The organism is Pseudomonas fluorescens group sp. (assembly GCF_020093335.1).
Lineage (GTDB): Bacteria > Pseudomonadota > Gammaproteobacteria > Pseudomonadales > Pseudomonadaceae > Aquipseudomonas > Aquipseudomonas petroselini.
Map to the genome: position 1 here is coordinate 1 of NZ_JAIOKW010000009.1, position 13,597 is coordinate 13,597.

At 60.5% G+C, this 13,597-nt stretch carries 13 protein-coding genes; 3 read left to right on the plus strand and 10 right to left on the minus strand.

Annotated features, from left to right (window positions below; all coding sequences use genetic code 11):
• Positions 1-89: 89 nt before the first annotated feature.
• Genes K7431_RS12310 through K7431_RS12325 form a run of 4 tightly spaced genes read right to left on the minus strand, consistent with a single transcriptional unit; the run spans position 90 to position 3,576 of the window.
• Positions 90-1,247: an osmoprotectant ABC transporter ATP-binding protein OsmV gene (locus K7431_RS12310; protein WP_012722180.1), complete on the minus strand. Its 1,158-nt coding sequence runs from the start codon at positions 1,245-1,247 to the stop codon at positions 90-92.
• A complete protein-coding gene (locus K7431_RS12315; protein WP_012722181.1) occupies positions 1,244-1,897 on the minus strand; it encodes an ABC transporter permease in 654 nt (217 codons plus the stop codon). The genes K7431_RS12310 and K7431_RS12315 overlap by 4 nt, the downstream gene beginning before the upstream one ends.
• Positions 1,898-1,909: 12 nt before the next feature.
• Positions 1,910-2,803 carry a glycine betaine ABC transporter substrate-binding protein gene (locus K7431_RS12320; protein WP_012722182.1) on the minus strand — a complete coding sequence of 298 codons (894 nt, stop codon included), beginning with the start codon at positions 2,801-2,803 and terminating at the stop codon, positions 1,910-1,912.
• Positions 2,804-2,823: 20 nt separating this feature from the next.
• On the minus strand, positions 2,824-3,576 hold the full coding sequence (locus K7431_RS12325; RefSeq protein WP_252120892.1) for an ABC transporter permease: 753 nt from the start codon (positions 3,574-3,576) through the stop codon (positions 2,824-2,826).
• Positions 3,577-3,871: 295 nt separating this feature from the next.
• Between K7431_RS12325 and K7431_RS12330 the strand changes: the two genes are divergently transcribed.
• The 3 genes from K7431_RS12330 to K7431_RS12340 all read left to right on the plus strand — a co-directional run bounded on the left by K7431_RS12330 (position 3,872) and on the right by K7431_RS12340 (position 6,322).
• Positions 3,872-5,455: a peptide chain release factor 3 gene (locus tag K7431_RS12330; RefSeq protein ID WP_012722183.1), complete on the plus strand. Its 1,584-nt coding sequence runs from the start codon at positions 3,872-3,874 to the stop codon at positions 5,453-5,455.
• Positions 5,456-5,714: 259 nt separating this feature from the next.
• On the plus strand, positions 5,715-5,960 hold the full coding sequence (locus K7431_RS12335; protein WP_012722184.1) for a hypothetical protein: 246 nt from the start codon (positions 5,715-5,717) through the stop codon (positions 5,958-5,960).
• A gap of 98 nt (positions 5,961-6,058) precedes the next feature.
• Positions 6,059-6,322, plus strand: coding sequence for a hypothetical protein (locus tag K7431_RS12340; protein WP_012722185.1), 264 nt, complete (start codon positions 6,059-6,061; stop codon positions 6,320-6,322).
• A gap of 225 nt (positions 6,323-6,547) precedes the next feature.
• Here the strand turns inward: K7431_RS12340 and K7431_RS12345 are convergent, their stop codons facing one another.
• The 6 genes from K7431_RS12345 to K7431_RS12370 all read right to left on the minus strand — a co-directional run bounded on the left by K7431_RS12345 (position 6,548) and on the right by K7431_RS12370 (position 13,582).
• Positions 6,548-7,519 (minus strand): peptide ABC transporter ATP-binding protein, encoded by a 972-nt coding sequence (locus K7431_RS12345; protein WP_012722186.1) that lies wholly within the window; start codon positions 7,517-7,519, stop codon positions 6,548-6,550.
• On the minus strand, positions 7,519-8,487 hold the full coding sequence (locus K7431_RS12350) for an ABC transporter ATP-binding protein (RefSeq protein WP_012722187.1): 969 nt from the start codon (positions 8,485-8,487) through the stop codon (positions 7,519-7,521). The genes K7431_RS12345 and K7431_RS12350 overlap by 1 nt, the downstream gene beginning before the upstream one ends.
• Positions 8,488-8,497: 10 nt before the next feature.
• Positions 8,498-9,409, minus strand: coding sequence for an ABC transporter permease subunit (locus K7431_RS12355; RefSeq protein WP_043204774.1), 912 nt, complete (start codon positions 9,407-9,409; stop codon positions 8,498-8,500).
• Between the two features lie 10 nt (positions 9,410-9,419).
• Entirely contained in the window at positions 9,420-10,430 is a 1,011-nt protein-coding gene (locus K7431_RS12360) for an ABC transporter permease subunit (RefSeq protein ID WP_003171721.1), read from the minus strand.
• Positions 10,431-10,505: 75 nt separating this feature from the next.
• Positions 10,506-12,104: an ABC transporter substrate-binding protein gene (locus K7431_RS12365; protein WP_012722189.1), complete on the minus strand. Its 1,599-nt coding sequence runs from the start codon at positions 12,102-12,104 to the stop codon at positions 10,506-10,508.
• 80 nt (positions 12,105-12,184) lie between these two features.
• Positions 12,185-13,582, minus strand: a complete 1,398-nt coding sequence (locus K7431_RS12370) for an OprD family outer membrane porin (protein WP_012722190.1) — start codon at positions 13,580-13,582, stop codon at positions 12,185-12,187.
• Between the last annotated feature and the right edge of the window lie 15 nt (positions 13,583-13,597).

Below are 13,597 nucleotides of genomic sequence, written 5' to 3' on the forward strand. Positions count from 1 at the left end.
GATGGCGGTGGATCAGTGACTGATGAAGTGACTGAAACACCGCCATCGGGGCAAGCCCCCTCCCACATTTTTACCTGTGTTGTGTCAGATCAGGCCAGGGCAGTCTCAGCCGGCGACACGATACTGGTCTTGCCCCCACGCGACTTACCGGAGCTCAGGTACTCGGCAATCGACTCCTGCGTCACCTCACCCAGGAACACCCGCTCCGCATCCATCACCGGCAACCACGAACGGTTGAACTCATACATGCGCGACAACAGGATGCGCAAATGCTCGTCATACGCCGCGGTGGCGTTGAACTCACGCAGATACTGGCCGCAGGTACCGGTCTGACGGTGCAGGTCGCGGCGGCGCACATACCCCAGCGCTTTGTTCTCGGCGCAGGTGACCACCACGTAGCGACGGTCCAGTTCGTCCATTTGCTCCAGGGCCTCGGCCACCGGCGTTTCCGGGCTCACCGACGGCGCGTTGTCCGCGGCATCTTCGGCCTTCACCAGCAGCAAGCGCTTGAGGGTGCTGTCCTGGCCCACGAAGTTGCTGACGAATTCGTCGGCCGGGTGCGCCAGCAGCGTGTCCGGGTGATCGATCTGCAGCAGCTTGCCGGCGCGGAAGATGGCGATCTTGTCACCGAGCTTGATGGCTTCGTCGATGTCGTGGCTGACCATGATCACGGTCTTGTTCAGCGCGCGCTGCATCTCGAAGAATTCGTTCTGGATCATCTCGCGGTTGATCGGGTCGACCGCGCCGAACGGCTCATCCATCAGCAGCAACGGCGCATCGGCCGCCAGTGCGCGGATCACGCCGATGCGCTGTTGCTGGCCACCGGACAGCTCACGCGGGTAGCGATGCAGGTACTGCTTGGGTTCCAGCTTGATCATGCTCATCAACTCGCGGGCGCGGTCGTGGCATTTTTGTTTGTCCCAACCCAACAGCTTGGGCACGACCACGATGTTTTCCTCGATGGTCATGTTCGGAAACAGGCCGATCTGCTGGATCACATAGCCGATGTTGCGACGCAGGGTCACTTCGTCGAGGTCGGTGGTGTCTTCGCCGTTGATCAGAATCTTGCCCGAAGTGGGCTTGATCAGGCGGTTGATCATTTTCAGCGTGGTGCTCTTGCCGCAACCCGATGGGCCGAGGAATACGCAAATTTCGCCTTCGTTGACGGTCAGGCTTACGTCGTTGACGGCGGAAACCGTCTTGCCGTTGCTTTGAAAAGTCTTGGTCAGGTTTTGAAGTTCGATCATTTGAGCAGTCCTTTTGGAGTCAGCGAGCGTTGCAGCCATTGCAGAAGCAGGTCGGCGAAGATGGCCAGGAGACTGACCAGCACGGCGCCGACGATCAGCATCGACATGTCGCTGCGGCTGATGGAAGCCAGAATAAGTACACCCAGGCCACCGGCGCCGATGGTGGCGGCGATGGTCATCACACCAATGTTCATCACCACGGCGGTGCGCACACCGGCGAGGATCACCGGCACGGCGATGGGCAGCTCGACCATGCGCAGGCGCTGGCCGAAGGTCATGCCGATGCCTTTGGCGGCTTCACGGATACCGGGTTCCACGCCGGTGAGGGCGAGGTAGGTGTTACGCATGATCGGCAGCAGCGAGTAGAGGAACACGGCGGTGATCGCCGGCATCGGCCCCAGGCCCTGGCTGAACTTGGAGTAGAACGGCAGCAGCAGGCCGAACAAGGCGATGGACGGCACGGTCAGCAGCACCGTGGCGCTGGCTTGCAGCGGGCCGGCCAAGGTGGGGAAGCGGGTCATCAGCACGCCCAGGGGCACGCCTACGACGATTGCCAGGATCACCGCGATGCCGACCAGGGTGATGTGCTGCCAGGTCAGATGCAGGACTTGGGCCCAATCAAGATGGGAAAAGGCGTTTAAAAATTCCATGTCTTCTCCTCTTTAGTTGATCGGATGTTGGCGCAGAAAATCTGCGGCCACGGCGGACGGGCTTTCATGCTCGACGTCGACCCGCGCATTCAGCTCGCGCATGGTTTTGTCATCGAACAGATCGGCCAGCGGCTTGAGTTCAGCGGCCAGCTGAGGGTGCTGGTCGAGGTATTGCTGACGAATCACCGGCGCGGCGGTGTAGTCCGGGAAGTAGTGCTTGTCGTCTTCCAGCAGCTTGAGCTTGAAGGCGTTCAGGCGACCGTCGGTGGTGTAGACCAGGCCGGCGAACACTTGGCCATTACGCAGCGCGGTGTAAACCAGGCCCGCGTCCATCTGCCGGGTGTTTTTGCGGGTCAGGTTCATGTCGTACAGCTTGACCATGCCGCCCATGCCGTCGGAACGGTTGGCGAACTCGGTGTCCAGGGCCACCAGGCGCGTGCCTTTGGTTTTTTCCGCCAGGGCTTGGGTCAGGTCGCTGATGCTATTGATCTGCGGGAATTCCTTGGCCACGTTCTCGGGTAACGCCAGCGCGTAGGTGTTGCTGAAGCGCGACGGCGAGAGCCAGACAAGGCCTTTTTTCGCGTCGAGTTCTTTAACCCGAGCGTAGGACTGTTCGCTGTCGAGTTTCTCGTCGACATGGTTGTAGGCCACCAGCGACACGCCGGTGTATTCCCACAGCAGGTCCAGTTGCCCGCTTTCCTGGGCACTGCGCGCCAGGTTGCTGCCCAGGCCGCCGGTCACCTGGGTTTGATAGCCCTTGGTGCGCAGGTACTGGGAGGTGATTTCGGCCAGCAGGGTCTGTTCGGTGAACACCCGGGCGCCGATGCGGATCAACGGTTTTTCAGCGGCTTGCGCAATGCCTGCAAACAGCAGGACGCAGCTCAATATCAGAGTCAGTCTTTTCATGTGATTTCCTTTGCCAAGCCTTAAGACGGACGCAACCCACGTTCCAGCCAGAGGCGGCTGGCCATGGTCACCAGACCGTCAAGCAGCAACGCCAGCAACGCGGTGCACGCGGCGCCGAGCAGCAATTGCGGCTGATTGTTCAGGGCGATGCCGGGGAAGATCAGGCTGCCGAGGCTGTTGGCACCAATCAGGAACGCCAGCGGTGCGGTGCCGACGTTGATGGCCAGGGCCACGCGCACACCGCCGATGATGATCGGCACGGCGTTGGGCAATTCCACGCGAAACAGTACCTGGCGCGGCGTCATGCCAATGCCGGTGGCGGCTTCTTTCAGCGAGCCTTGAACGTTTTTCAGGCCTTCGTAGGTGTTGCGCACGATAGGCAGGAGGGAGGCGAGGAACAGCGCGAAAATGGCCGGGCCGCTGCCGATGCCAAGAACGCCGAGGGCGATGGCCAGTACGGCCAGGGGCGGGACGGTGTTACCGATGTTGAAGATCTGCATGAAGCGTTCTGCGCGCCCGACCATGTTCGGTCGGCTGAGCAGGATACCGGCGGGGATGCCCACAATCAGGGCGGCCAGCATGGAGACTAGAACGAGGATCAAATGAGCTTGCAGGTAAAACAACAAATCGTCGCGGTACAGTTCGATCGTGTTGATGCCGATCCAGTGGACCAGCAGGGCCAAGAGGGCGACGACAACCGCTCCTCCTATCAGCCCTTTGCCATAGCGAATAGCCACAGGCGGACTCCTTTTTTCTTCTGTCGGCGCCCACATTCTCCGGCGGCAATGCCATGCCTGGCTGCCTCTGAATGTGGTCGCGAAATGCAGCTCGCCGATACCGGCAACGCGGTATGCGATCGAGCCATGAGCGCAGCCTCGTCAGGCTAACTTGCTGATTTATCAGCCCCTGTTCCGAGTGCGGTAGCAGGGGAGTGGACGTCTCTACCTTTTAAAAGGTTCCACACTTGGCAGCATTTAGCCACCCCCAATGGGCTGAACGGTGGTCCGTCCTCGTGGGTTTGCGCTATACTCGCCGCCCTTTTTTGACTCACCTGCCAGGCGATTTCCCATGACCCACCAGGCCGCCGAAGTCGCGAAACGCCGCACTTTCGCCATTATTTCCCACCCCGATGCCGGTAAAACCACCATCACCGAGAAGCTGTTGCTGATGGGCAAGGCAATCGCGGTGGCCGGCACGGTGAAATCCCGCAAGTCCGACCGCCATGCCACCTCCGACTGGATGGAAATGGAAAAACAACGGGGTATCTCCATTACCACGTCGGTCATGCAGTTCCCGTATCGCGACCACATGGTCAACCTGCTCGACACCCCAGGCCACGAAGACTTCTCCGAAGACACCTACCGCACTCTGACGGCGGTCGACTCGGCGCTGATGGTCCTCGACGGCGGTAAAGGCGTCGAGCCACGGACCATCGCGTTGATGGACGTGTGCCGCTTGCGTGACACGCCGATCGTCAGCTTCATCAACAAACTCGACCGCGATATCCGCGACCCGATCGAGTTGCTCGATGAAATCGAAGCCGTCTTGAAGATCAAGGCCGCGCCGATCACCTGGCCGATCGGTTGCTACCGCGACTTCAAGGGCGTGTACCACCTGGCCGACGACTACATCATTGTCTACACCGCCGGCCATGGCCACGAGCGCACCGACGTCAAGATCATCGAGAAGCTCGACTCTGACGAAGCCCGCGCCCACCTGGGCGACGAGTACGACCGTTTTGTCGACCAACTGGAACTGGTGCAAGGCGCCTGCCACGCGTTCAACCAGCAGGAATTCCTCGACGGCCAACTGACCCCGGTGTTCTTCGGGACCGCCCTGGGCAACTTCGGTGTTGATCACGTGCTCGACGCTGTCGTGGACTGGGCCCCGCGCCCGCTGCCCCGTGTCGCCAACGAGCGCACCGTGGAACCGGTGGAAGAGAAGTTCTCCGGCTTCGTGTTCAAGATCCAGGCGAACATGGACCCTAAACACCGCGACCGCATCGCCTTCATGCGCATCTGCTCCGGCAAATACGACAAAGGCATGAAGATGCGCCACGTGCGCACCGGCAAGGACGTGCGCATCGGCGACGCCCTGACGTTCTTCTCCTCCGAGCGTGAACAGCTCGAAGAAGCCTTCGCCGGCGACATCATCGGCCTGCACAACCACGGCACCATCCAGATCGGCGACACCTTCACCGAAGGCGAGTCCCTGAGCTTCACCGGCATCCCGCACTTCGCCCCGGAACTGTTCCGCCGCGTGCGCCTGCGTGACCCGCTCAAATCCAAGCAACTGCGCCAAGGCCTGCAGCAATTGGCGGAAGAGGGCGCCACCCAGGTGTTCTTCCCTGAGCGCAGCAACGACATCATCCTCGGCGCCGTCGGTGTGCTGCAGTTCGATGTGGTCGCGAGCCGCTTGAAAGAGGAATACAAGGTTGAGTGCTCGTATGAGCCGATTACCGTGTACTCCGCGCGTTGGATCGATTGCAGCGATAAGAAGAAGCTGGAAGAGTTTTCCAACAAGGCGGTGGAAAACCTGGCGGTGGATGGTGGTGGTCATTTGACCTACCTGGCGCCGACCCGAGTCAATTTGGCACTGATGGAAGAGCGCTGGCCGGATGTGAAATTCCGTGCGACTCGCGAGCACCATTAAGGTCTGAGCGGTAAGGAACAGGGCGAAGCTGTGATGGCTTCGCCCTTTTTCATGGCCGCTCACCCATCAAAAATGTGGGAGGGGGCTTGCCCCCGATAGCAGTGTATCAATCAATAAGTCCGCTGGCTGGTACGCCGCCATCGGGGGCAAGCCCCCTCCCACATTTTGCTTTCAGTCAGGCGTGGAATTGGCGAGAACCTTACATCCCGTCTAGCGTTTCAGGTATTTCACTTACCCATCGACGGAATAGGAGGCCACCGTGCGTATAACTCAACGCGCCATTCAACTGGTGCTGCTCGGGGCTTTGGGGTTGTCCGCCTCATTGGCGCTTGCAGGCGCGGGAACGCCCCAATGGAAAGACACCGGCCCTGTCACCAAGAAAAAGCAGCAGGAGGTCAACTCCGGCAGTTGGCAACCTCAGGCTCAGCCTGCCCCCAAAGAGGACGCAGAAAACCCCTACAACGAAGGGGAAGACAGCGAAACCTATGATGACGGGGACACCTGATAGCTGGCGCAAACCCAGTATCACAACTAGCTTCAAGGACTGGCGACGGTGGATCACTGTCGTACGGGTTTCATCTACTGACTGGACGGAAATCGACCATGAGTATTTTTCAACGAGTCGTGCTGTTGATAAAGGTGCTGGTGCTGATGTCGTTGGGTATGTCGGCGGCCTGGGCACATAACCCGGTGCAGAGCGGTCAGGCGAGCTTTTCAGCGTCGCATGACAAGGGCCTGCAGTTGGCCAAGTCTGAAGCTGAGCCTGGGGACCAGGATCAGGGTGGCAGCAAGGACGATGATGACTCCACCACGAACGAGCCGGACAGTGACGACCCGGACGACGATGATGGCGACAGCCAAACCTAGGTCTTGACCAAAAGAAAGCCCCTCCCACCCGGCTGATGCGCAACCGGGTGGGAAGGGCTGTGAAACGCGTTACCACTGCTTACCCCTGTGGGCGCGGGCTGTTGTGGCGAGGGAGCTTGCTCCCGCTGGGGTGCGAAGCGCGCCCAAAAGCGGGCGACTGCTACGCAGTCGAACGGGAGCAAGCGCCCTCACCACAAGAGCAACTCCCCTGAGGGGGCGTGTTGCTTAAGCCACAAACTGCTCCGCGTAATGGCAAGCCACTTGGCGGTTATCCAACGGCCGCAACTGCGGCTCCTCGGTGCTGCACCGCTGGGTCGCGTACGGGCAGCGTTTGTGGAACGCGCAGCCAGGCGGCGGGTTCAGGGGGTTGGGCAATTCGCCGACGATCTTGATCTTCGGCTTGCTCGGGTCTGGGTGGATGGTCGGGGTGGCCGACAGCAGCGCCTGGGTGTACGGGTGCAGCGGCCGGGCGTAGATGTCTTCCTTGGGGCCGACTTCCACCGGGCGGCCGAGGTACATCACCATCACGTCATCGGCGACGTGTTGCACCACCGCGAGGTTGTGGGAAATGAACACGTAGGCGGTGTTGAATTCCTGCTGCAAATCCATGAACAGGTTGAGCACCTGGGCCTGGATCGACACGTCGAGTGCCGAGGTCGGTTCATCCGCCACCAACACTTTCGGTTGCAGCATCATGGCGCGGGCCAGGGCGATGCGCTGGCGCTGGCCACCGGAGAACATGTGCGGGTAGCGCTGATAATGCTCAGGGCGCAGGCCCACTTGCTTCATCATCGCCTGGACTTTCTCGCGGCGCTCGGCGGCCGACAAGTTGGTGTTGATCAGCAACGGCTCGCCGAGTTGATCGCCGACCTTCTGGCGTGGGTTCAACGAGGCATACGGGCTCTGGAACACCATCTGCACGTCTTTGCGCAATTGCTTGCGCTGGGCCTTGTCGGCGCCGGCCACTTCCTGGCCGGCGATTTTCAAGGAGCCCGAAGACGGCTCTTCAATCAGCGTGAGCGCACGGGCCAGGGTGGATTTTCCGCAACCCGACTCGCCTACCACGGCGAGGGTCTTGCCGGCTTCCAGTTCAAACGACACGCCATTAAGCGCGCGTACCAACGCATGGCCCTTGAACAGGCCACGGGACACTTCGTAGTGACGGGTGAGGTCGCGGGCGGTAAGAACGACGGCCATTACGCCACCTCCTGGTTCAAGGGGTAGAAGCAGCGCGCAAGGCTGTTGCTTTTCGGATCAAGCCCAGGCCGCTGGGTACGGCAGGATTCCTGCACATACGGGCAGCGCGGCGACAGCAGGCAACCCTGCGGGCGGTCATAACGACCGGGCACGATACCCGGCAGCGTGGCCAGGCGCGTGGCGCCGAGGCTGTGCTCGGGAATCGCTTTGAGCAGGGCTTCGCTGTACGGGTGCGCCGGAATGTCGAACAGTTGCGGCACCTGGCCGACTTCCACGGCTTGGCCGGCGTACATCACGCACACGCGCTGTGCGGTTTCGGCCACGACCGCGAGGTCGTGGGTGATCAGCACCAGGCCCATGTTCTGTTCTTTCTGCAAGGCCAGCAGCAGTTCCATGATCTGCGCCTGAATGGTCACGTCCAACGCGGTGGTCGGTTCGTCGGCGATCAGCAGCTTCGGCTCGCCGGCAATCGCCATGGCGATTGCCACGCGCTGGCTCATACCGCCGGACAGTTGGTGCGGGTAGGCGTCCATACGGCTGGCAGCGCCGGGGATTTCAACCTTTTCCAACAGTTCGATGGCGCGCTTGCGCGCTTGCTTGCCGGACATCTTCAGGTGCAGGCGCAGCACTTCTTCAATTTGGAAACCCACGGTGTAGCTGGGGTTCAGCGCGGTCATCGGGTCTTGGAATACCATCGCCAGGTCCTTGCCGACGATCTGGCGACGCTGGCGGTTGCTCAGCTTGAGCATGTCCTTGCCGTCGAAGTTCAGCGCGTCGGCGGTGACGATGCCGGGGTGCTCGATCAGGCCCATCAGCGCCATCATGGTCACGGATTTACCCGAGCCCGACTCGCCAACAATCGCCAGGACTTCGCCTTTGTCGACGGTAATGTCGAGGCCATCGACCACCGGCACGGCGGTCTTGTCGCCGAAGCGCACGTTGAGATTCTTGATTTCTAACAGTGACATGGGAATCTCCTCAGGCGGCGTTCTTGAGTTTCGGGTCCAGCGCATCGCGCAGTCCGTCGCCCATCAAGTTGATTGCCAGCACGCTGAGCAAAATGGTCAAACCCGGCAGGCTCACCACCCACCAGGCGCGTTCGATGTAGTCACGGGCCGAAGCCAGCATGGTGCCCCACTCAGGGGTTGGCGGTTGTACGCCAAGGCCAAGGAAGCCCAGGGCCGCAGCATCGAGGATCGCCGAGGAGAAACTCAGGGTGGCCTGGACGATCAGCGGTGCCATGCAGTTAGGCAGCACGGTGATGAACATCAGGCGTGGCAGCCCGGCGCCGGCGAGGCGGGCGGCAGTCACATAGTCACGGTTCAGCTCGCCCATCACAGCAGCACGGGTCAGGCGGACATAGGACGGCAGCGACACGATGGCGATCGCGATCACGGTGTTGATCAGGCCAGGGCCGAGGATCGCGACAATGGCCACCGCCAGCAGCAGCGAGGGCAGGGCCAGCATGATGTCCATCAGGCGCATGATGGTCGGGCCGAGCAAGCGCGGGAAGAACCCGGCGAACAGGCCCAGCAGGATGCCCGGGATCAGCGACATCACCACCGACGACAAACCGATCAGCAACGACAGGCGCGAGCCTTGGATAAGACGCGAGAGCAAGTCACGGCCAAGCTCGTCGGTGCCGAGCAGGAACTGGATCTGCCCGCCTTCCAGCCACGACGGCGGGGTCAGCAGGAAGTCGCGGTATTGCTCGCTAGGGTTATGCGGGGCAACCCACGGGGCGAAGATCGCGCAGAACACGATCAGCACCATGAACAGCAGGCCGGCAACCGCGCCTTTGTTCTTGGAGAAGGCTTGCCAGAATTCTTTGTACGGGGACGGGTACAGCAGGCTTTGATCGACTGCTGACACTTGAGTAGGTGTGGTCATGGTCATGATCTCAGCGCTGGTGACGGATGCGTGGGTTGGCGAAGCCGTAGAGGATATCCACCACGAAGTTCACCAGGATCACCAGGCAGGCGATCAGCAGGATGCCGTTCTGCACCACCGGGTAGTCCCGCGCGCCAATGGCTTCGATCAGCCATTTGCCGATGCCGGGCCACGAGAAGATGGTTTCGGTCAATACCGCACCGGCCAGCAGGGTGCCGACTTGCAGGCCAACCACGGTCAATACCGGGATCAGCGCGTTACGCAGGCCGTGCACGAATACCACGCGTGCCGGCGACAGGCCTTTGGCCTTGGCGGTACGGATGTAGTCTTCGCGCAGCACTTCGAGCATCGACGAACGGGTCATCCGTGCGATCACCGCCAACGGGATGGTACCGAGCACGATGGCCGGCAGGATCAGGTGGTGCAGCGCATCCCAGAACGCGTCCGGCTCGTCAGCCAGCAGGGTATCGATCAGCATGAAGCCGGTGCGCGGCTCGATGTCGTAGAGCAGGTCGATACGCCCGGAAACCGGGGTCCAGCCCAGGCTTACCGAGAAGAACATGATCAGGATCAGGCCCCACCAGAAGATCGGCATCGAATAGCCCGCGAGGGAGATGCCCATCACCCCATGGTCGAACAGGGATCCTCGCTTCAAGGCCGCGATCACCCCGGCCAACAGGCCCAGGATACCGGCGAACAACAGGGCGGCCATGGACAGTTCCAGGGTCGCCGGGAAGAGGGCGGTGAATTCAGTCCACACGCTGGTGCGGGTGCGCAGCGATTCGCCAAGGTCGCCTTGGGCGAGCTTGCCGACGTAATCCAGGTATTGCGCATACAACGGCTTGTTAAGGCCAAGGCGTTCCATTGCCTGTGCGTGCATCTCGGGGTCGACGCGCCGCTCGCCCATCATGACTTCGACGGGGTCGCCAGGGATCATGCGAATCAACGCAAACGTGAGCAACGTTATGCCGAAAAACGTGGGGATCAATAACCCCAGTCGGCGGGCAATAAAACTAAACATCTTGTGGTGTACCTCAATCAGCCGGTTAGGCAGGTCCGGCACCACCCTGGTGGGCGGTGCCGAGCGTTTCTCTTATTACTTCACCTGGGTAGTGGCGAAGTTATTTGTACCTAGAGGGCTTTGGGTAAAGCCTTCTACGTTCTTGCGCATGGCGGTGAACAGTTTCGGGTAAGCCATGGGAAGCCATGGTTGGTCCTTGTCGAAAACGTCCTGTGCTTGTTCATAGAGTGCAGCGCGCTGGCTGGGTTCAGCGATGGCGCGAGCCTTGTCGATCAAGTCTTGAAACTCTTTGTTACACCAACGTGCGTAGTTTTCGCCGTTTTTTGCAGCATCGCAACTCAGGTTTGGCGTGAGGAAGTTGTCCGGGTCGCCGTTATCACCTACCCAGCCAGCCGAGACCATGTCGTGCTCGCCGTTTTTAGCACGCTTGAGCATCTCGCCCCATTCCATGACTTTGATATTGACCTTCAGGCCAATCTGCGCCAGATCCGCTTGCATGCGCTGGGCGCCGAGCATCGGGTTGGGGTTGGTAGGACCGCCGCCGTTACGGGTGAACAGGGTGAATTCGGTGCCTTCCGGTACGCCGGCTTCCTTGAGCAGGGCGCGGGCCTTGTCCAGGTCGCGAGGCGGGTTTTTCAGTTTGTCGCTGAAACCCAGCAAGGTCGGCGGATAAGGGCCAGTCCCCACCACCGCATTGCCTTTGCCGAACAGGGCTTCGGTATAGCCGGCCTTGTCGAACGCGATGTTGATTGCGTGACGTACCCGCGCATCGCTCATGTATTTGTGGGTGGTGTTCAGTGCGGTGTAACTGGTGGTCATCGCCGCCAATTCATCGACTTTCAGGTTCGGGTCTTTCTTGATGCTTGGAATGTCATCCGGCTTGGGGAACAACGCGATCTGGCATTCGTTGGCCTTGAGCTTCTGCAGGCGCACGTTGTTATCGGTGCTGATCGCCAGGATCAGCGGGTCGACTGCCGGCTTGCCGCGGAAGTAGTCGGGGTTGGCCTTGAATCGCGCCTGGGCGTCTTTCTGATAACGGGTGAAGATGAACGGGCCAGTGCCGATGGGCTTGGCGTTGAGGTCTTCGGTCTTGCCGGATTTGAGCAACTGGTCGGCGTATTCCTTCGAATGGATGGAAGAGAACGCCATGCCCAGGTCGGCCAAAAACGGTGCTTCAGGACGGGTCAGGGTAAAGACGACCGTGTAATCGTCGGTCTTCTCTACGCTCTTGAGCAGTTCCTTGAAACCCATGCTTTCGAAGTACGGGTAGCCCACGAGGGACTGTTTATGCCATGGGTGATTCGGGTCCAGCTGGCGCTGGAAGCTCCAAAGCACGTCGTCGGCGTTCATGTTGCGCGTGGGTTTGAAGTAGTCGGTGGTGTGGAACTTGATGTCGTCACGCAGGTGGAAGGTGTAGGTCAGGCCATCGGCGCTGATCTCGGGCAAGTCTTTGGCCAGCGCGGGGATCACTTCGGTGGTGCCGGGCTTGAAGTCCACCAGGCGGTTGAACATGGTTTCAGCAGCGGCGTCAGCGGTCACGGCCGTGGTGTACAGGACCGGGTCGAAACCTTCCGGGCTGGCTTCGGTGCAGACCACCAGCGGTTTGGCCGAAACGCCGATCGCCACGCTCAACAGCGCGGCAGCCATAGCGGCTTGTAGCGGGAGCATTTTCATTCAGAGCCCTCTGCAATCGATGGGACCAGACAAGCGTAGACGGCGGGCTCGTCCTGAGCCCGCCGTCTACCTGGCGCTAATTAAAGAATGTTGAATGGGATGGTGGTGACCAGGCGGAACTCTTTGATGTTGCCGTCAGCTTGTTCGGAGCTGGCACGGTGAGTCACGTAGGTTGCACGAATGGTAGTGGCCTTGAGTGGGCCGCTCTGGATCGCGTAGGACGAGCCAACACCGTATTCCTGGTGCTTCTCGCCGTCCATCAGGCGCAAGTCGCTGCGCGACGCGCCGGCTTCGCCGTAGGCGGTGCCTTTGTAGTGAGTACCGTCGATGCCCCAACCGCGAGCCGAGTAGACGTTGAACTTCAGGCCTGGCACGCCGTATTCGGCCATGTTGATGCCGTAGGCGATCTGGAAGGACTTCTCGTTCGGGCTGTTGAAGTCCGAAGTCAGGGAGTTGGCCAGGTAGATGCCGTTGGTTTCGTGCAGGTAGTCGAAGTACTCGTCACCGTTCACTTCCTGGTACGAGAAGGTCAGGCTGTGGGCTTGGTGAGTCAGGCCCAGGGACAACGAGTAGGTGTCGTTGTCGATGTTGCCCATCTTCTTGCTGCCGGTGTCGGTGGTTTTGTAGTAGTTCAGGCCGGTGGTCAGTGCCAGGGTCTGTGCATCACCCAATTCGTGGGTGGCACCGAAGTAGTACTGGTTCCAGAAGTCTTCGACGTTAGCGGCGAACACGCTGGTTTTCAGGCTCTTGAACGGCTGGTAGTTGAAGCCCAGGGTTTTGACCTTGTCGGTTTCCTGGCCATTGCCGTATTCGGAACGGAATTTCGACAGGCTCTGCTCGGTACGCGGCGAAACGCGGTCGAAGATACCGCCCTGGAACGACAGGTTGCTGAACTCTTCGCTGTTGAAGCTCACACCTTCAAAGCTTGAAGGCAGGGCGCGGTTGCCGATGGTGTCGACGATACCGGTGCTGAAATTCTGGCGACCGGCGGTCAAGGTGGTGTTGGACACACGGAACTTGACGTTGGCCAGGCCCAGTTTGCTCCACTGGCCTACAGCGTCACCGCCGGAATCCGCCAGGGTACGGTTGGAGCCGCCGGCGATATCCTTGCGGTCGCGATCAAGGGCGATGAAGTTGTAAGCAGCAACTTCAGTGCTGACCCCTACAGTGCCTTGGGTGAAGCCCGAGGTGTAGTTGAGGATGGTGCCTTGGGCCCAGTTGATACGACGGGAGATCGGCGTCTTCACACCGTCTTTACGGTAGCTGAAGCGGTCGTTGCGAAACTTCATTTCGTTCGCATACCAGTTACGGGTTGTACCGCCCAGGCTTTGACCGTCGATAAAGCCTTTGGCCTCGCTTTGCGCGCTGGTGCCGGCCAGGGTGGTCGGAACGAAGTCCTGGCTGGTGGTTTCAGCGTAGGCGGTAGCCGTGATGGTGCTGATGGCCAGGGCCAGAAGCGCTTTGCTGCTCAGTTTCATGAATGAAGCTCCTTT

Excerpts from the sequence above, each read along its gene's own strand:
- K7431_RS12320 (WP_012722182.1), bottom strand. The coding sequence starts at position 2,803 with ATGAAAAGACTGACTCTGATATTGAGCTGCGTCCTGCTGTTTGCAGGC.
- K7431_RS12330 (WP_012722183.1), top strand. The coding sequence starts at position 3,872 with ATGACCCACCAGGCCGCCGAAGTCGCGAAACGCCGCACTTTCGCCATT.
- K7431_RS12370 (WP_012722190.1), bottom strand. The coding sequence starts at position 13,582 with ATGAAACTGAGCAGCAAAGCGCTTCTGGCCCTGGCCATCAGCACCATC.
- K7431_RS12325 (WP_252120892.1), bottom strand. The coding sequence starts at position 3,576 with ATGTGGGCGCCGACAGAAGAAAAAAGGAGTCCGCCTGTGGCTATTCGC.
- K7431_RS12310 (WP_012722180.1), bottom strand. The coding sequence starts at position 1,247 with ATGATCGAACTTCAAAACCTGACCAAGACTTTTCAAAGCAACGGCAAG.
- K7431_RS12345 (WP_012722186.1), bottom strand. The coding sequence starts at position 7,519 with ATGGCCGTCGTTCTTACCGCCCGCGACCTCACCCGTCACTACGAAGTG.
- K7431_RS12340 (WP_012722185.1), top strand. The coding sequence starts at position 6,059 with ATGAGTATTTTTCAACGAGTCGTGCTGTTGATAAAGGTGCTGGTGCTG.
- K7431_RS12350 (WP_012722187.1), bottom strand. The coding sequence starts at position 8,487 with ATGTCACTGTTAGAAATCAAGAATCTCAACGTGCGCTTCGGCGACAAG.
- K7431_RS12355 (WP_043204774.1), bottom strand. The coding sequence starts at position 9,409 with ATGACCACACCTACTCAAGTGTCAGCAGTCGATCAAAGCCTGCTGTAC.
- K7431_RS12315 (WP_012722181.1), bottom strand. The coding sequence starts at position 1,897 with ATGGAATTTTTAAACGCCTTTTCCCATCTTGATTGGGCCCAAGTCCTG.
- K7431_RS12365 (WP_012722189.1), bottom strand. The coding sequence starts at position 12,104 with ATGAAAATGCTCCCGCTACAAGCCGCTATGGCTGCCGCGCTGTTGAGC.
- K7431_RS12360 (WP_003171721.1), bottom strand. The coding sequence starts at position 10,430 with ATGTTTAGTTTTATTGCCCGCCGACTGGGGTTATTGATCCCCACGTTT.